General features: G+C 40.6%; 14 protein-coding genes and 1 pseudogene. 5 read left to right on the top strand and 10 right to left on the bottom strand.

Annotated elements, in window-relative coordinates; all coding sequences use genetic code 11:
• The first annotated feature begins 253 nt into the window (after nt 1-253).
• Together B2746_RS08865 and B2746_RS08860 are read left to right on the top strand one after the other, a co-directional pair.
• The gene (locus B2746_RS08865) at nt 254-595 is read left to right on the top strand and encodes a nucleotide pyrophosphohydrolase (RefSeq protein ID WP_290792493.1); all 342 of its coding nucleotides are present in this window, start codon (nt 254-256) and stop codon (nt 593-595) included.
• The gene (locus B2746_RS08860; protein ID WP_290792492.1) at nt 596-2,803 is read left to right on the top strand and encodes a DNA/RNA helicase domain-containing protein; all 2,208 of its coding nucleotides are present in this window, start codon (nt 596-598) and stop codon (nt 2,801-2,803) included. It abuts the gene before it with no gap.
• Between the two features lie 970 nt (nt 2,804-3,773).
• On the opposite strand, the gene B2746_RS08855 is transcribed toward B2746_RS08860, so the two are convergent.
• The 6 genes and pseudogenes from B2746_RS08855 to B2746_RS08830 form a co-directional block, all read right to left on the bottom strand.
• A complete protein-coding gene (locus B2746_RS08855; protein ID WP_290792491.1) occupies nt 3,774-3,965 on the bottom strand; it encodes a hypothetical protein in 192 nt (63 codons plus the stop codon).
• Nucleotides 3,937-4,350 (bottom strand): annotated as a pseudogene (locus B2746_RS08850) (YegP family protein). Before B2746_RS08850 ends, B2746_RS08855 begins: the two are co-directional and overlap by 29 nt.
• 36 nt (nt 4,351-4,386) lie before the next feature.
• The gene (locus B2746_RS08845; protein ID WP_290792490.1) at nt 4,387-4,932 is read right to left on the bottom strand and encodes a hypothetical protein; all 546 of its coding nucleotides are present in this window, start codon (nt 4,930-4,932) and stop codon (nt 4,387-4,389) included.
• Between the two features lie 317 nt (nt 4,933-5,249).
• Complete coding sequence (locus B2746_RS08840) at nt 5,250-5,921, bottom strand: LytR/AlgR family response regulator transcription factor (RefSeq protein ID WP_290792489.1); 672 nt, start codon at nt 5,919-5,921, stop codon at nt 5,250-5,252.
• A gap of 8 nt (nt 5,922-5,929) precedes the next feature.
• Nucleotides 5,930-7,426: a TlpA family protein disulfide reductase gene (locus B2746_RS08835; RefSeq protein WP_290792488.1), complete on the bottom strand. Its 1,497-nt coding sequence runs from the start codon at nt 7,424-7,426 to the stop codon at nt 5,930-5,932.
• Nucleotides 7,423-8,886 carry a sensor histidine kinase gene (locus tag B2746_RS08830; RefSeq protein WP_290792487.1) on the bottom strand — a complete coding sequence of 488 codons (1,464 nt, stop codon included), beginning with the start codon at nt 8,884-8,886 and terminating at the stop codon, nt 7,423-7,425. Before B2746_RS08830 ends, B2746_RS08835 begins: the two co-directional genes overlap by 4 nt.
• 156 nt (nt 8,887-9,042) lie before the next feature.
• On the opposite strand from B2746_RS08830, the gene B2746_RS08825 reads away from it, so the two are divergent.
• Complete coding sequence (locus B2746_RS08825) at nt 9,043-9,774, top strand: hypothetical protein (protein WP_290792486.1); 732 nt, start codon at nt 9,043-9,045, stop codon at nt 9,772-9,774.
• A gap of 12 nt (nt 9,775-9,786) precedes the next feature.
• Here B2746_RS08825 and B2746_RS08820 read toward each other — a convergent pair whose 3' ends face one another.
• The 3 genes from B2746_RS08820 to B2746_RS08810 form a co-directional block, all read right to left on the bottom strand.
• Nucleotides 9,787-11,172: an AAA family ATPase gene (locus tag B2746_RS08820; RefSeq protein WP_290792485.1), complete on the bottom strand. Its 1,386-nt coding sequence runs from the start codon at nt 11,170-11,172 to the stop codon at nt 9,787-9,789.
• A gap of 104 nt (nt 11,173-11,276) precedes the next feature.
• Nucleotides 11,277-14,483 carry an ABC transporter permease/M1 family aminopeptidase gene (locus B2746_RS08815; protein ID WP_290792484.1) on the bottom strand — a complete coding sequence of 1,069 codons (3,207 nt, stop codon included), beginning with the start codon at nt 14,481-14,483 and terminating at the stop codon, nt 11,277-11,279.
• 30 nt (nt 14,484-14,513) lie between these two features.
• Nucleotides 14,514-15,386, bottom strand: a complete 873-nt coding sequence (locus tag B2746_RS08810; RefSeq protein WP_290792483.1) for an ABC transporter ATP-binding protein — start codon at nt 15,384-15,386, stop codon at nt 14,514-14,516.
• Between the two features lie 201 nt (nt 15,387-15,587).
• Between B2746_RS08810 and B2746_RS08805 the strand changes: the two genes are divergently transcribed.
• Complete coding sequence (locus tag B2746_RS08805; RefSeq protein ID WP_290792482.1) at nt 15,588-16,382, top strand: sensor histidine kinase; 795 nt, start codon at nt 15,588-15,590, stop codon at nt 16,380-16,382.
• Nucleotides 16,379-17,083 (top strand): LytR/AlgR family response regulator transcription factor, encoded by a 705-nt coding sequence (locus tag B2746_RS08800; protein ID WP_290792481.1) that lies wholly within the window; start codon nt 16,379-16,381, stop codon nt 17,081-17,083. The genes B2746_RS08805 and B2746_RS08800 overlap by 4 nt, the downstream gene beginning before the upstream one ends.
• A gap of 47 nt (nt 17,084-17,130) precedes the next feature.
• On the opposite strand, the gene B2746_RS08795 is transcribed toward B2746_RS08800, so the two are convergent.
• Nucleotides 17,131-18,804 carry a glycoside hydrolase family protein gene (locus tag B2746_RS08795; protein WP_290792480.1) on the bottom strand — a complete coding sequence of 558 codons (1,674 nt, stop codon included), beginning with the start codon at nt 18,802-18,804 and terminating at the stop codon, nt 17,131-17,133.
• Nucleotides 18,805-18,813 lie beyond the last annotated feature (9 nt).

Below are 18,813 nucleotides of genomic sequence, written 5' to 3'. Positions count from 1 at the left end.
GGGATGACTGTCCATTTCTTCGGGATGGTTTCGGGATGCCATCTGAAATAGAGGAGACTTTGAAAGGAACCAGAGAAGAGGAGGTTAAAAGAAAGTAAGAGAGCATATCGGGGACCTTAGCATAAGCATCCTGAATCATAAATGCAATGCTTTAATGATTTGATTTAAATTGACGTTGTATGAATGTTCCTTTTTCAATGTATTCTGCATTTCCAAACCATTGGCTACATTTGAGCAAAGAACATTATTTATCATGGATACAACCTATCAACAAACCCTTGTGGAACTCCTAAAGTTCAGGGATGATCGAGATTGGCAACAATTTCATGATTCAAAAAATCTGGCACTGGCAATTTCCATTGAAGCCGCTGAATTGAATGAATTGTTTCTATGGAAGGATAAGGTTGAATCTGAAAAAGTGAATGTTTCGAAATTAAAAGAAGAACTCGCAGATATCCTATCATTCGCATTCCTGCTGGCAAATAAGCACAACCTGGATCCATTTGAAATAATATCAGAAAAGATCAAGAGAAACGCAGATAAATACCCCATCGAAAAGGCTAAAGGAAATGCTACCAAGTATAATGAATTATAGATGAAAAAAGACTTTTCAATTCATCAATATCAGACTACAACCGATCTTGAATCAACTTTAATTCAAAATCATCGAAATTTTCTAACATGGCCAATGGTCTATTTCCTGAATGATAAAAAAACGCAGGAAGCCTATGTTGGAGAAACTACAGATGTCATCAATCGGCTTAAAACACATACTAAAAGCGATAAAAAAAGTAAACTATCCTCGGCCAATCTAATATTCAGTGAACTCTTTAATAAATCTGCCACCCTGGATGTTGAATCTAATTTAATCAGGTACATTTCTGCAGATGGCCAGTATGAATTACAAAATGGAAATCTTGGAATATCTAATCACACTTATTTTCAACAGAAAGAAGTCTACTGGAATTTGTTCAAAGACATATGGCATGAGTTAATTGCCCTTGGAATTGCCAGGCATTCTCTTGACCATATTGACAATTCCGACCTGTTTAAGTATTCACCCTATAAGGCATTGTCATGGGAACAAATAACAGGATTAAAAATGATTTTAACCTGCCTTTTAGATGATACAGCTAAAAACAGCCTGATTAATGGAGGAGCCGGGACTGGCAAATCAATACTAGCCATTTTTCTTTTTAAACTTCTCAAAACGAATCTGGAGGATTTCAATTTCTCCGATTTTGAAGAAGAAGATATGGAACTTTTTGAGCTGGTAGAAAAGGTTAAGGATAAGTATGGAAATCCTACAATGGCACTGGTTATCCCAATGGCTTCTTTCAGAAAGACTATTTCAAAAGTATTCAAAAACATAAAAGGTCTCTCTCCACAAATGGTTATCGGTCCATCAACACTGGCTGATAAAAAATATGACCTTGTAATTGTGGATGAAGGTCATCGACTCAGGCGACGAGTGAATCTTGGTCCCTATTTTAAAACCTTTGATGATACATCAGAAAAATTTGGATTGGACAAAACTACTTCCTCTGAATTAGATTGGGTGTTACTGCAATCAAAAAAATCTATCATCTTCTATGATCGTTTTCAATCCATTAAACCTTCAGACGTTCAAAGGGAGCGATTCATCCAACTTGAAGATGACCCGCGCACCAGGACTGAGACATTAAAATCGCAGTTTCGTTCGAAAGGAGGAATTGATTATGTGCAATTTATACATAATTTAATGGACGGAAAGTCAGCTGAAATCAAACCATTTCAGTCTTACCAGTATGATGTAAGATTATTTGATAATCTTGGGGAACTGGTGAATAAAATCAGGTTTAAAGAGGTCAATGAAGGTCTTTCAAGATTAATTGCAGGTTATGCCTGGGAATGGATCTCCAGAAATGATAAGAGCAAATACGATATCGATTTCGACGGAGTCAAATTGCAATGGAACAGCACTGCAGTTGACTGGATAAATTCACCCGATTCTATAAATGAGGTTGGTTGTATTCATACGACACAGGGCTATGATTTGAATTATGCCGGAGTTATAATTGGTCCAGAGTTAGATTATGATAACGAGAAGAAGGAATTAATAATCTTTAAGAACAGGTATAAAGATAAAGCAGGAAAAAACACGATCTCTGATGAAAATATACTTAAGGAGTATATTCTTAATATTTACAAAACCATTCTCCTGCGGGGAATCAAAGGTGTTTATGTTTATGCCTGCAATTCCAACCTGCGTCAATATCTGGCTCAATATCTTCCAATGCAAAAAAGCAACCAGAAAGACAAAGAAGTTAAAATTATAGATACGCCAAATAATCAAACCATTCCATTTTACGATTTAAAAATCGCAGCAGGTTCCTTTTCAGAGCATCAGAAAGCAGAAGACATAAAATACATTGACTTGGGTAGCGATATTTCCAATCCAGATAATTACTTCGCCTGTAGAGTCATTGGCGATTCAATGAATAAAATCATTCCTGATAATTCCATCTGTTTATTTGAAAAATATACCGGTGGTTCCAGAAATGGAAAAATTGTATTGGTTGAGCTGACAGATTTCACAGATTCAGATACAGGATCCAATTATACAATCAAAGAATACTTAAGCAAAAAAATAATTTCTGAGGATGGCTGGCATCATGAAGTAATTGTGCTGTTACCAAAATCTACTAAACCATTTGATCCGATTGCATTGAGAGAAGAGGAGACAGTTAATTTACGGGTAGTTGGGGTGTTTGTAAAGGTACTTGGTTTCCAGCAATTAAGTACAATACCAAGAACAGTATGATCTACCATGTACTAACACTTTTAATTGCATAGATTATAACCCAATCTTGTTTAGATCGCCAATCAATTCAAGATGTACATGCAATTAATTATGAAGATATTGAAAAGGACATCCTCTTGAAATTATACAAAAGCAATTGGAGCTATAATATGATTATACAAGGTAGATGCTGTACTGTATTCATTGCAAAGATACTTGTCAGTTCACTTTGGAATTAATGACTAGATAACTTTCGCTTCTTTGCCGTTTAAATTGGTTACACTTAAATAATTTAACGATACAACAAAACTTAACTTTTATTTCTATTATATAGATTCCCTTAAATGCGATTTAACTTTGGTCAAAAATCATCGGATCACAATGGGAACTGCTATTAAATACGATAGCATGCAGCCAATCTACTTTATCTCATCAATTAATTAGGAGCATATTCAGACGTTGGTAAAAATAGTCGCTATACTTTTTCTGAGCAATCGCAAGCAAATAAATACATTATAGCAAATAGGACTAAACTTGAACATTGGTTTAAAGAAGAATCGATGCGAATAGGTATTTTAAAACCTAAATGAGGAACAGAGAAATCATTTTAGGAATCGTAGCGTATTTACTTTATTATTCTTGTAATAGAAACAAGACGTAGAAATCCTTACTCATATTTAAATCTAAATACAGTTTGGAAAAAATCATACCGTTAAAACACCCTTTTTTAGTCAGGTATTTTAAAGGTCAGAGCAGTTTTATTACCGGGATAATCTGATGCTTCCACGGTAATGCTGCAACCGTCAATTGCACGGTTATTGGTAGTAACGGTATAGAACCATTTGCCGTGCCGATTTGCCGGAAGAGCGAAACCGGATTCAATTGCAGTGCCTGCTTTATCGGCAATAGAAACGGCTATTTCAATAACAGCGGAATCGTCGAAAGCGAGGATGGGAATGTGCTCGTTTAGTTGTCCGGTGTATTGACGCCATCAGACATAGGCAATTACGGGTGCAAAATAGCAGTCCATAAATGCTTTTTCCAGTAAGGAGTAATCGGGGGCATCGAGGGAGGAATAGAAGGAATGCAGGTATTTGTCTTCGATGGCTTGTAATGCATACCTGCGGCATTCGGATAAGTGGTGGTGCCGGACTTTAATATCCGGCGTTGAAATTTTGAACATAAGATAAGATTTGGTGTGTCAGCCCCAAGAATAAGAAAGAATGGGGGCTGTTTCCAAATGAAATCACACCAACAGAATAATTAATAGTACGAACGTTCAAAATGGGGATACGAAGGGATTCAATACCGGCATCACGAGCAGATGAAGACTCGTACATTTCACTGGTGCCAATAATTTGACCGTTTGAGGCTTTCAGGTTGAAATAATACTTGTTGTTAGTGGAAGTTTTCTTCTCGTATTTACTGTCATCTTTTGCATTGGATTTTACTGAATCGATACCACCCTGGCAGGCAACTTTGGAAGTATATCATTCACTAGTTAAAATTTTCTGGCCATTGTCTGCTTTCAGACTAAAATAATACTGGCTGTTAGAGCCTGTTTTAATAACAAACTTTCACATTGTAAAAGATTTATGTTTGTACTAAGAATATCTTTCTCTATTAGCCTCATTGAATGCGCGTCTCAAATCAGCAAATACTTCCTTCTGATCATAAAACAGCATCTCGTGTGAAATGATAGTCTTGATAATATTTACTTTTCCCTGCTTTATACCAAAGCAATAACCCAAAGATGTTGCTGCCACAAAATCTATTTCATTATTTTCAGATTTGTCTTCAAAGCTAAATAAAACGTTTTCAAACTTACGATTAACAACTGTTCCCATAAAACCCCAGTCGTTCCTGAAATAATGCCTGATAACTTCTTCTTTCGATAAGAATGTATCTTTTAAGATTCGCTCCTTATACCTGCTAAAAAAATGTGGTGCATATATAGATAATATTCCTTTATCTACTGTCACAGAGAAAGCATAGTTTCCTTCCTGGCGATAATAGGCTCCATAAATTCTTAAAATTGGTTTATCCCAATCACTTCTTTTTCTGGCAGTAAAGTCAACTATAAACAAATTTTTCTTTTCTCTTGAAATCCAATCATAACTTTTAGTCAATGGAAAGTGCCGACTATTCAAAACAAGCTTTTTTTAAGATCCTCATAAACTTCCTTGTGAATCTCATTCACAGTCATAGCAGGTACAATCATCGTAATATAAATTTATCAGCTTAACTTTATAAAATGATTTAGCTTTTTGATTTTAACCACCTAATTGTTAGTAACGAAGAAATTATGCCAACTGCAATCATAATCAGAAAAAATTCCCAAACCTCTAAGGTTATTGTATAAACAAACCTACTGTGAACTTCAATTTGCATTAATTTAATATTCGAAATGTATAAAATTTTACCGCTGAAAAAATATGGTATTCTGTAATAATCTGTAATACGATTGCTACCCATTGGCGTACCCACTCCCTATTGGCAATGAATAATTGCCAATATTTACACTTGTACGATCCTGTCTGGTGATTTTTGCACGGGAAACAATATAGGACCGGTGGATCCGCTGAAATTCCTGAGCGGGTAATAAGGCTGCGGCTTCCGACATGGTTAAGCGTGAAACTATTTTATGCGTGGACAATACAAACTGCACATAGTTTCCCGCACTTTGTACGAGCAGCAAATCCTGCAAGGGCAGTTTAATTTGCTCGTAGCCCGACTTTACCATAATAAATCGTTGCTCTGCAATCTGTAATCGCAGTACATGCATTTCCAAAGCCTTAACACATGCTTTGGCAAATCGTTCCGCAGAGAAAGGTTTCAACAGATAATCTATAGCATCCAGCTCAAAACTTTGTACTGCATGTTCACTGTGCGCAGTGGTAAAAATGGTAAGCGGAGGATTTTCCAACTGCTGAAGAAACTCAATCCCCGAAAGATCCGGCATCCGGATATCAAGAAACAGCAGGTCTGTTTTTTGCCTGCCGAGTGCCTCCATCGCTTCCTGCGGATGATGATAACTGCCCACCAGGTTTACATAGGGCACCGTTTTGCAAAGCGATTGCACAACCGTTAGCGCCAGCGGTTCATCATCAACAGCAATTGCATTAAGTACCTGCTTCATAGTTAGGTTTATTTCAAAACTGTTTCAATTTGTTCGTATAGCAGTTCTTTCTCACTTGGCCGCCTGGCATTTGCATGCAGAATTTCACCTCGTTTATTAAACAACACATAGGTTGGATAAAGATTTGATTTTCCACCTGCTTTTTCGATTTCTTTCCAGATGGAAGCCATCTCTTCATTGGTCATATAATAATGTTCCCCGGTGATCGAATGGTATTTTACATACTGCTCCCAGGTTGATTTTCGGTGAGGTGCATCCATATCAAGATAGAAAAAAACAACATCTTTACCCTTGAATTGCTGCTTCAATTCGGCAACATATTTCATTTCGTCTTTACATGGAACGCACCAGGTTCCCCAAATATCAAGATAAATTACCTTACCCGGGTACAACGCAGCCAGCTCCTTCAGATTTGAAATACTTCCGGGTTGAATAAAATGAATATTGGAGCCATCCAGTGCTGTAAGCCTGCTTTTCACCTCCTGTGTTAATTTAGTTATTGCAGGCAGATAACTGCTTGAAGGAAAAGCGGATCGCAAAGTATCATATAAAAACAGCGCCGCCGAAAAATCACCCTGTGCAACGGCGTCTTCAATTTTGTTGGCCAGCATTTTATCCTGCAGTGAGGCGGGAAGATGATTTCTTGCATATAACCAGCCCAGAATATACCGTTCTCCATAGGTTTTTAGCAGCTGACTGATTTGCTCAAATGGCATGTTCAGATACCGTGAAGCGCGCGATTCAATACCAGCTGTATCTCCGGGAATTGGTCTGGCTAGTTTATTCAGTTCGTAATGTGCCCGATTACTCATCATTCGATTGGCAAAGAATCCGCTGATGAGTTGTGTACTATCCGGCATTGGCTGCCAGGCCATTACCTGATCCAGCAGTTCATTACGGGAAAGGTTCTTCGCCCAGCTCAAATTATTATTGGTGAAGTCAAACAGGTAAGACTGCCAGATAAACCGAACTTCATCGGTCAACAGTTTTTTTAAGGCGGCAGGAATTGCCGATTGCGCAATGCTGCTATTATAGCGCGATAGCTCTTTCTCTATAACCGGCCAAACCTGCTGCTGCCATTGGTCATAATTCAATTTTACATAAGGGTTGGAATCGGCAGGTTGCATAAAAAACGGTTGTATGGCCAGGGCAGTTTGCTGTATCAGGTTATTTTCAGTTGCAGCAGTGCCGCTGAATTGGATTGTGCCGGTGGTATCCTGAACTATATGTAATGATCTGCCATTGGTGAGTAACAGGAGCTGTTGCCAGTTGTTTCCTTTTATCCTGGCAAAAACGGGCTTGGAGACCGATACGCTGAATGAAAACCGATTTTTCTTATCAACAATTGTTTTTTGTGTGTACAAATCGTAATAATTATCGGCCGTATACAGGGTGAGTTCAATGGATTGTCCGGCTGCCTTATCAGCCGTTCCGGAGATGGTAATCTGTGCCCTGGCAGCGATACAGGAAAAGAAGGCAATACTGAACAGAATAATTTTTATCATGATGAAGTTGTTAACTGTACGGTTAAGTGTATTTGATAAGTGCTATTGTCCTGCTGAATGGTGAGGGAGTGTTGTTGGGGATAGAGCAGTTGCAAGCGTTGTTGTACGTTTTCCAAACCAATGCCGGATGCGCCGGTTTCACTAAGTTGAGTTGCATTGGAGGGGTGTTTGCTGTTGACCAGATCCAGAAAAACCTGTTGTTGGTTGCAGTAGCAGTTTATGGTGATAAAAGAAGGATGCGTGATGCTGATTCCATGTTTGAAGGCGTTTTCGATAAATGGGATCAGCAGCATTGGTGCAATCAGCAGGTTGTTGTGTTGCTCACCAATTGAACTGCTTATCTGAATGCCATTGATATTATTTAGGCGCAATAACTGCAGTGAAAGGTAGTTTCGGATATAATCCAGTTCGCGTTGCAATGGAATACGATCGCGATTGTTTTCATGCAGCATGAAGCGCATCATATCGCCCAATTGTTGAATGCCGGTGGACGTTTTAACTGCCGATTCCTGTAAGGCTAATGCATACAGCGTATTAAGTGAATTAAATAGAAAATGCGGATTAATCTGGGAGCGAAGGAAGGCCAGATCGGCTTTTTGCTGTCCCAGTTCCTTTTCCATTTGCTGAAGCGAATTGATTTGTGCTTTTTGTTTTTGGTAGAGTAGCCAGGAAAGCGGAGTGACCACCAGTAGCAGGATCAGCAAAAGAATGATTGGCGGTAGTGGTTCTATTCTTTTAATGACAACAAAGTAGCCTGCGGCAACAATAACCGTAAAGATTACCGGAAAAATAAGCAGGCGTTTCCACCATTGAGCAGTACCTTTTGTGTAGAGGCTGACTGCAGGAAATATTCCGTATACATTAATCAGTACTATCAGAATGGCTGGTAAGAGAAGGAATACATACACAATAGCGGGACCATCGCCACGTAACGGACCGGTTAGATACAGGAAAACACCAACAGCTACGTAGCTGAATAAAATTGCAGTGATTTTATTGGTAACCATCGTGCGAAACTGCGGTTGCCCTGGTGCTTTTAGCAGCCAATGGATCATTGATTCGCGGAAGTACAGATAGTTGGCGTAAACGATCAACAGGATTCCGGCATCCTGCATGCCCGATTTCCAGGCTTCTGTAGTGAATATGGTGTTACCTAAGCCGGGTTGCAGGTAGAAGTGCCTGAGATAAAAACCACCGGCAAACAAGGCAGATAACAGTACCCACGATAAAAGCAGTGCAATAAATGCAGGAATCAGTGATACCTGCTGCTTTTTAATCCAATAGTTGGCACCCAGCACCAGCGAAACTGTGGAGCCGTAGAGTAATAAGAACGGTGCGAGGTGATTTTGAATTGGGTCGCCAGTGGTTTGGTTGGGCAGACCAATAATTTCATTTACAAGTAGAATAATGAATATGCTTATTGCAACGAGCTGTTCATGTTGTCTCCAGTGAATCTGCATGTTCCGGTTTGTTTATGCAAGAATAGGTCTGATTCTTTTGCTAAGAAAAAAGATGGTACGAAAGGGGTGAAAAATGTGATGAATAGGATATCACCCTATTACGGTATTGTATCAACGAACGCGAATAGATAGTTTTAGTCCACAATTACTTAAACCATGAAACAAACCTTATTCGCGGCGCTGGTTGCGCTCTTCTTTGTTAATTGCAGCAAAAGCGATGACGACAATAACACCACAACTCCGGAAGAAACAAATCCATTTGCAAACTGCCTGGTTACACGAACTGAAAGAGATGGTTTTGAACCCCATATTTTTAGCTATGACGGGCAAAAGCGATTAATCAAACATCAATATTCCGGTTATGAAAATATATTAACCTATAACGGCAATACAGTGATTAACACACAAACACTGGATGGCAATCCTCATTATAAAAGAACCATCACCGTCAATGACAACGGTTTTGCAACTAAAATTAAAGTGGAATATCCCAACAATACCTGGAGAGAAGAACTATATGAATACGAAGGAACCCGCGTAATCAAAAAATCAACTACAACCCACAGCAGTGTTTCACCAAAACATACCTATTATCAATGGACAGAAGGAAATATGGTGGCTGAAACGGAGCAGGATGGCGATATGACTAGCTACACTTTTTCAGCCGATGAGTTATTTCAGCAAGGCGAAAACGCAGGCATTGGAGAACTCGAAGTGGGATATAAAATCATCCGCAATAAAAACAGAATAAAAACCGTCAAATCTCCCTCCGGAACGGTTACCACGCATACTTATACAGAAGATGATGAAGGCAAAATTACCCGGCGACAGGTGAGTTCTTCCAACGGAGCCAATTACAGTGAGCAGATCCTTTATAATTGTAATTAAGGGCTATTTAAATTAGTCAAATAAAACATCCAGATCAAAGCTGTTTCTAACCATTGAGGATGCATAGGCATTGGAAGCCAACCCAAAGGTGGTTATCATCGTAAGGTATATTGCTTTGGTAGTTTTTGTCTGTTCTTTGAATACCTGTATTTTTTGGACCAGCTCTTCTGCATATCCTTTTGTTATCGTAAACGGATGAATAGAGAACTTCATTTCACAAAAATTGATCACTCTGTCTCTGCGGTCAATTACCAGGTCTACCTGTGCCCCCTGCTCTTTATCGCGACTGACCCAGGAGGAAGTGGTAGTCTGAATACCGGTTATACCCAATGCTTTTTTTATTTGTCCAATATGCTCCAGACAAACCTGTTCAAAAGCATAACCAGTCCAGGCTCTTTTCTGTGGACTATCAAGCTGGTTTATCCAATTATTTTCATCCAGTGTGGTGGAACTTTTTATCCATTTAAGATAAAAAAGTGAATAAGGATCTGATAACTGGTAGAGGCTTAGTTTTTCTTTATTGCCATAGGAAACATACCTGCGGATAAAGTGGCTTTCTTCCAGTTCTTTCAGTATGCGGGTTGTGCCGCCTCCATTGGGCATTCCGGAAGCTTCCAGCAGCTCATCACGGGTAAGTCCCCTTCCCTTTTTACTCAGGGCTTCGATGATAGAAATATGCCGTTCTGCTTTTTGAAACAGGGAATGATACAGGTTATCAAATTCGCCCCGTAATATACCATCCGTGGTGAAACATAATTTGTCAATATTCTGATCCGCACTTAGTCCTGCATTTACCTGGTCTAAATAAAACGGGATACCACCCATCACCATATACAGGAGAACAATTTGATAACGGTCAAAACCTGCAGACTTTGCTTTGAAATAGGCTTCGCATTCCTGCAGGGTGAAAGGCTGGAGCCGTATGCGATGCGTGACCCGGTTATGAAGTCCTCCCTTGCTATTGATTAGTGTATTGATCATCCAGGCAGCCGCTGAACCACATACCACAAGTATGATATCTGTTCTTGCACTTGCCCAGGCATTCCAGAAATGTTCCAGTGCCGGTATGAATCCGGATTGTGCTGTATCCAGCCAGGGAAGTTCGTCGAGGAAAACAACCTTTTTCTCTTCCTTATTTTTTTCCAGCAAATTGATTAATTGTTCAAAGGCTTCCTGCCAGCTTCCTGCCTGAGGATGGAGTTCGGCAGTGGTATCATACCTCCTTAAAGCAGCAGAAAAATTAGTGAGTTGTTGTGCCATGTTAACATTTGCCATTCCGGTCAGGTGGAAGGCAAACTGGTTGTCAAATGCCTTACGAATCAGGAAGGTTTTACCAACCCGTCGTCTGCCATATACTGCGAGGAATGCAGATCTGTTTCCGGCTTTTTGGTCAGCCAAGATAGCTAATTCGCGTTAGGTATTTATGCACTTATAGCCAAATTGAACGATCAAATTGGCTATAAGTGATATTTTTTGTCAGTTTAAGCCAAATTGGCCCCTTTTCAATTTTCCCGTTCAAACAAATCTGTAATTAAATGCTGTGCAGAATCAGGGGCTGCTTGCCGAAAATAGTGCAGCAAATCTGCCGTGGTTGAATAGCGCTTTGGCTTTGCGGGATTGTTGAAGGAACGCCAATGCTGCAGGAAATTTTGCAGCGCTTTATTGAGGTTTTTTTCGCCAATACGCTGTTGTAATTCGTACATAGCAAGCGCCCCCTTATTATAATAGATATGCTCCTCCTTATCAACCAAGGCCAGGGGTGGCTCCAGTTTTTTGGACTTCAGTTTAGCTTCCTGATAGGTATCGGATTGAAATTTCAGGAATTGCTGCAATTTTTCTTCGCCGTATTTTTCCTTAAATACCATCATGGCAGCATACTGTGCAAGGGTTTCCAGAATCATTTTTTGTCCCAGTACATTTGCCGCTTCCACCTGAATCCCCCACCATTGATGCGCCACTTCATGCGCCGTAATAAAAAATGGCATGTCCAGGTCTTTTTTATCATCTATGTTCATTACAAAACCAATGGCTTCTGAAAACGGAATAATACCCGGCAGGGATTGGGCAAAACTGCGATACCGGGGAAATTCCACAATTCGAAGCTGCCTGTAGGGATAGGGACTGAATTGGGTAGAATAATAGTTGAGGGACATTTTCATGGATTCCATCATTCGCGACAGATTGTATTCATGTCCGGACTGATAATATATTTCCAGCTCAATTGGTTCGCCTGTTAAGGATCCTGCCGGAATAAATCGATCTTGTACCAGTTCATACCGAGCCGATACAACAGGATAAAAAGGAATGATGAGCTGGTTGGTTTTGTAATGAAAATAATTTCGATCATCTATATTCCATTGTTGAATTAAATCGCCGGAACTTAGTGCAGTTTGTGGCGCATCAGTACTGATGATGATATCAAGGGTGGTGCCTTTTGAGTCTGTTCCGCCACGCGCCTGCAGCAATTCCCATTCATCCTCCCGACCAGCTTTTCCTGTTGGTGGCGGCAGCTTCCACTCTTTTCTATCCTCTTCCTCCTGCAACTCATATTTTCGGAGATAACCAAATCCGGGTAATACCCCATTATCAAAAAAAGTTCCGTTATTAACAACATCTGAGACAGTATGGTCTGTAGCAAAACCCTGCGGTTCCAGGGTTTGCTTAAAGGACATATTGAGCGTATCACCCGGTGCCAGGGATTGTTCCAGTTTATAGATGGTATAGTGAAATTTTTCATAAGTAGTGTTGACAGATACCCTGCGGTCAAATACAAGCTCTTTTAATTCCAGGTTGGATGCGATCTGCTTTTGCAGATGAATTTCCTGAATCGGATCTTCTGCTGTATTGGTAAGCATAAAATTACCTGTAATAGCATAGGCGCGCCGGGAAGGAAACAAATCAATTTTCAGGTTGACATGGATTATTTTAGGTTGGGGAATAGTTTCAAATTTCTTCAGCGTTTTTTCATATTCAGCCCGGAAGGCTGCCTGTTCAGATTTTGTCCAGTATTCATTCAGGATATTGGTATGATAGAAAATAGTACTGCCCGTACCAATGAAGAGGATCAAACATACCAAACTGATCTTACCCGGCTTTCCTATGCGTTTATTTCCTGCCAGCAGGTTGCCTGCAACAATCAGCAGCAGAACGCCAAAGGATAACCAATATATTTTCACCAAAAAATAAGGCGCCAGAAAATGTCCGTACCCGTTCATATCTGAATAGGCGGGCAGTGTTTGTCCGGCAAAATTGACTAATACATGTTCGATACCGAACTTACTAATAGCAATATTGATGACAATAAAGGAAATAGTTGCCAGCATGCCTATAAATTTATTGCCCGTAACTGCCTGGAAGAATAAAGCGGCAAGGGTGTACAATGCCAGGAATGGAAACAGTTCCAGGAAAAAACCAAAGAAGTAAATATCCACTTCATAGCGATAATACCCATTCAATGTTTGAAACAGCATTCCTGCTACAATCAGTGATAAGATTATGATGGAATATATAAGCAATAATGCAAGCAACCTGCTTCCAATGTTAACGAAGCTATCAAGCGGCAGGGCATCATGAATCTGATCCATTTTGGCATCTCTTTCTTTCCAACTAATTTCACCAGAAAAAAAGGTTAGCAGGATCAGGAAAAAGTACAGCGACATTTCTCTTAATTCCTCAATGATCAGGTAAGTGGTAGGATAGCTGTCTACTCCAAAGGAAGTACCGAGGCTCACAGAATTCACCAGTAGCACAATGAAACTGCAGCAAACAATTGCCCAAAATGAGCTAAGCTTAAGAATAGCAATACTATGAAACCAGGTATTCAGAAAAAGCTGGGTGAGTCTTGCTTTACGATGAAAAACTGTCCTGACAGTAGGAAGGCTTTTTGTTAATCGATTGGTTGAAACCGGAATGATTGGTTGTTGTTTGTTCCTGCCCGGTTTATCCGGCACAAGAGTCATCTTAAACCGGTAATACCCAATTAGCATAACAATAATCCCAACTGCTATCCAGCAGAGTTTGTTGTATAGAAGGCTGCCAGCGAGCGGAAGGAGGAAGGAATTTCTGTCTGCAACTGTCCAGTTGTTGGTTGTTTCGGTTAATGCGGAAAGTGAAAAGGGGTCCAGTATTGCCTGCGCTGTTTCATTTGGAATGCTTTTGCTGATAATGAAGAGCAGAAAGATGATTACCCCCTGTGTGTAAACCAGCATCCAGCTTTTACTCAGGGCGCCTGTTACAAAAAACACCGATGCACCGAAAAACAAGATGGGTAGTACCACCCAGAGAAAAGGCTGCAGGTAATGAATAAATTGAAAAGGCAGGTATTCCTCCTGATTTGCCCAGGGCATAAAAGTTGCAGCCATCATACCCGGCAGCATTGCACTGAAAATAAACAGCAGCACTACAAATGATCCCAGGAAACGGCCCAGGAGATAGGATCTTTTGGATAGTGGTGTTGCATAAACGAGGGAAAAAATATCGTATTTAACATCGCGTAAAATGGGTACACCCATCACCATGGATACGATTATCATAGACAGGCCGGTAATGGCCGCCATTGTTTTAGCAAGTACGAGCGGCGCATTCTTTTTTACTAAACCAAGCTCAACACCCTGAAATACAAAATCAACACCAACCAGTGAAAACAGCAACAGAAACAAAAAGAACAAATAGGTTTCAGGCCTTCTGAGCCGGTACTTTATTTCAAACATAAAAGAGTAATACCACATAAAATATTGAGCTTAATTGTTAAGAATCCGGTGCATATAAACATCTTCCAGGTTTGCCTCGATGGCGTTGAAATGGGAACCCGGGTAAGAATCACTGATTACATGTATAATTTGTTTGCCCAGGTATAAGCGCGAACTGATTACCTGATAGGCCTGTTTGTATTGTTGCAATTCATGTTTAGGAATGGTTTTCTCATACAAGCGGCCCTGGAGGCTCTCCATAATTTCAATCGGGTTGCCCTGAATAATCAGTTTCCCCTGGTTCATGATGGCCATGCGGGTGCATAATTCTTTCACATCCTCCACGATATGCGTAGAAAGAATCACGATGGTATCCTCCCCCACCTCGCTTAGCAGGTTATAAAACCGGTTCCGTTCCACCGGATCCAGTCCGGCAGTTGGCTCATCCACTATCAATAATTTTGGGCTGTTCAGGAGTGCCTGGGCGATGCCAAAGCGTTGTTTCATTCCACCGGAGAATTCACCTAATTTTTGTTTTCGTACAGCATACAGGTTTACCCGGTGCAGCAGTGCTTCCACAATTTCTTTTCGTTCCTTTCTGTTCAGGATGCCTTTCAAAACTGCCAGATGATTCAACAGCATTTCGGAGGAGATGGATGGATATAAACCAAATTGCTGGGGCAGATAACCCAATACTTTCCGCAGTTCAGCCGGATGGGTTTTAATATTGATGTTGCCGAGCTGAAGTTCTCCCTGATCAGCCTGCTGCAGGGTGGCTATGGTGCGCATAAGCGTTGATTTACCGGCTCCATTTGGTCCGAGCAGGCCAAACATTCCTTTGGGGATTTGCAATGAAATATCCTGGAGTGCCTGCACTCCATTGCGATAGGTTTTAGACAGATTGGTAATCCTTAATTCGTTCATGTGTGCATTGATTTGGCTGCAATACTAGGCGGAGTAAAAGGATCAGAAAAGCATTTGGGACAGACATGCCAGCACCCGTGATAAACAGCTTATTTATGCAGTAAAAGCTGCTTTATCCCGGTAAAGAATCGTTTCATCCCAGGCGGGCAGGCATCTGTAACAACCAGCAGGTTGGGGCTGAATTTTGGGTAATTTCGCCGAATGCCTTTCTATCAGCAACTCTTTACTAAGCGTACTCTTCAAAAATTAGTGCCGTACTTTTTTATTGGTACTACGCTGTTAATTCTGATTTTTAATGATGTATTTGGAGATGAAGATGGCTATGTAGTGTTTAGTCTGTTGTTTTTTACCGGTATGACCATTTGGATGATCTGGTGGCTTATTGTTCAGATCAAGTCTATTGTACGGTTGAAAAGAGAAAAGAAACAGGTTGAACTGATGCATTTAAAGAGTCAGGTAAATCCGCATTTCTTTTTTAATTTACTGAATATGTTGTATGGGTTGGTGGATCAGGATCCGGCAAAAGCGCAGCAAGTAATTCTCCAGCTATCGGACATGATGCGATACAGTATTTATGAGGGACAAAATGACTGGGTAAGCCTGGGCGATGAAATTACCTATCTCGAAAATTATATGGAATTGCATCGCATGCGCTACCATAAGCAGATTGATATTCGTTTTGAGGTGGATGTGGAAGACAAGACTGTTCAACTAATGCCCTTGTTATTTATTATTCTGGTGGAAAATGCATTTAAACACGGAGTGGAAAAACTAAGAAAGGATGCATTTGTGCAGATCCGTTTAAAGGCAAGCCGGAAACATATCGATTTCAGCATTGAAAATAATTTTGATGTGGAGCAGGTGAGTGAAAAAGCCGGCATTGGATTAACTAATCTGAAACAACGACTGGAATTAGCTTATTTCGACAGGCATGAATTGGAAATAGATCCACCACATGCGGATATTTACAGGATTCGATTAAGTCTTTCTTTATGAGTGTAAAATACATGATAGTAGATGATGAGTCCATGGCGCATGATATCATTAACAGGTATTGTTCCATGTTGCCCAATATGAAGCGGATGCAGGATTGTTATGATGCGATTGAAGCCATTGAATACCTTAATCGGAATACGGTGGATTTACTATTTCTGGATTTAAATATGCCTAAGCTGCATGGGTTTGAATTTTTAAAAACCCTGCCTTATCCGCCTAAGGTAATTGTAACCACGGCCTATAAAGAGCATGCGCTGGAGGGGTATGAATTGAATATTGCGGATTATTTATTAAAGCCTTTTTCTTTTGAGCGATTTTTAAAAGCGGTGAATAAAGCATGTACAAATATTTCCGGAGCTGCACCCAGCGCTGCAAAGGAACCAGTGGCAGCCGGGCCGGAAAGAATTTTTTTACGAGCCAACAACAAACATATACAGGTATCGCTGGATGCTATTTTGTTTTTAGAAGCCTCTGGCAATAATGTGAAAGTTGTATTGAAAGAAGAAGAGATTACCATACGTGGAGTCTTATCTTCTTTATTGGAACAATTGCCGGCAGCCGACTTTATTCAGGTTCACCGATCCTTTGTAATAGCGCATAAGCATATCAAAAGCATAGAGGGCAACCAGCTATTGATCGATAACTATGTAGTTCCTGTTGGCAAGTTGTTCCGGCAGCGTTTGGATCAGTTGTTGAAATGAGCAGCTTACTTTTCGGATCTATGGTCAAAAAAAAGGTTGTGAAATTCTCATTCGAATGGAATTGCTTTAACTACAAACGGAGGAGTTGTTGGAACGGCATCTGAAATGATTATTTCCAACTCATATTCCCTGCCTTTTTCAAATGGATAAGCGGTAGAAAGTTGTAAGGTTAATTTTCCATAAGGCTGGATAGGTGAAACGGATGATTTTCCAATTTCTTTGAGTCCATCTGGTGTTTTTACCTGTATCACCAAATTGGCTGGCAGGGATGTTGTTAATCCAAAGTTCTCTACCGGGATGCTGATGGATGTTGAATTCATTTCTTTAATGAAAACCGGGCGCAGGGCAGACAGGATACCGGGTTCATATTGCACCCAGGGAACTTTTGTGTAGCCAAACAAGAGTTTTCCATTCTTATACTTTCCAATGAGCTTCGGAGCAAACTCATCTTTGGTTAATCCGTGCCCCTCGGCACTAAAGATCAGGATCAGATCTCGCCCCTGTTTTTTGGTAGTTGTGACTTTGGATCCTTTCCCGAAATTGACTTGTTCATTGGTTCCAAACCGTAATGAATTCAGATCTATATCGGTATGCGGATTAAAGCCTTTTTCGGCCCTTAATTTTATTTGTATGGTTTCACCTGCTGCGGGCAATCTGGGGTTTTGTAAACTGATCAATACACCCGGATTCAGGGGTATAGAGATGTTTTTAGAACTGTGCCGGTCACTTGCTTTGTCTTCTTTTTTGAGTGTATCGATCACCGCGAAATTGGCCTGGATGGCACGGCCCTGTTCATCCTGGAAGATCTTGATGCGTTCAAATTTAAACCAGTCCTCTACCCTTCCATCATCATGAAATGCGACGCCAGGTATATAGGCTTCTCCCGGATCTGTTACCCAGTTTATTCCATCTTTTGATCTTAGATAAAAAGCAATTCTTCCCAGCCAGTCGTTCACAATCATATGGTATTGCACGGAATCTCTCCATACCACGGGATCTTCAAATTCACCTGCCACATCCGGATAGGTTCGTTTATTGGATACCTGCCGATAAGGCGATAAACCCGTCTGACTGATCCATACACCTCCACCCCGGCAAATCATGAGATAGGAACCATCGGATCGTTTGGCGAAGGTTAGATTGGATAATCCTTCTATAATAGGGCGATCTCTCGGATCAAATTCAAATTTCCCTTCCTGCCAGGGACCGTTCAGGGATGCAGCTATATAATTTTTGTCGATGCAGTAGAGCACATATCGGCCATCCTGCAATTGAAATATTTCGGGGTTATGTCCGGCACCAATGGTATCCTTTATTTTATACGGACCAATTCGGTTATTGCTGACAGTGTGGTAGACAATGGAACGCGGCCATTGGGCATGGCCTTTGGGGGAATTTTCGGGCCATCCGCAAACAAAGAGATGATATAATCCATCTGTGCCTTTGAGGATATTACCACCCCAATAGGAGCGTTCGCGGTCTTCGATACCATTATCGATGTAACGGGGCAGAACATTTGAACCTCCCCAGGTAGCGCTGCTTAATTTACCGGAAGGCATGGGAAGGAACCGGTCTTTAAACGCTGCGCCTTTAATGAGTTGTTTCCAGCTTTCGGGTCTGGGTCTTTCGGTGATTTGCGCGAGGGTGGGAAGGTTGTAATTTAAAATACAGATCAGTATGCAACTGATCTGTAAAAAAAGGTATCGGCAAGACTTTATCATAGTAGGCAA

Source organism: Flavihumibacter sp. UBA7668 (genome assembly GCF_002483205.1).
Classification (GTDB): domain Bacteria; phylum Bacteroidota; class Bacteroidia; order Chitinophagales; family Chitinophagaceae; genus Flavihumibacter.
The sequence above is the reverse complement of the archived record's forward strand: the minus strand, read 5'-3'. Positions and strand labels throughout refer to the sequence as shown.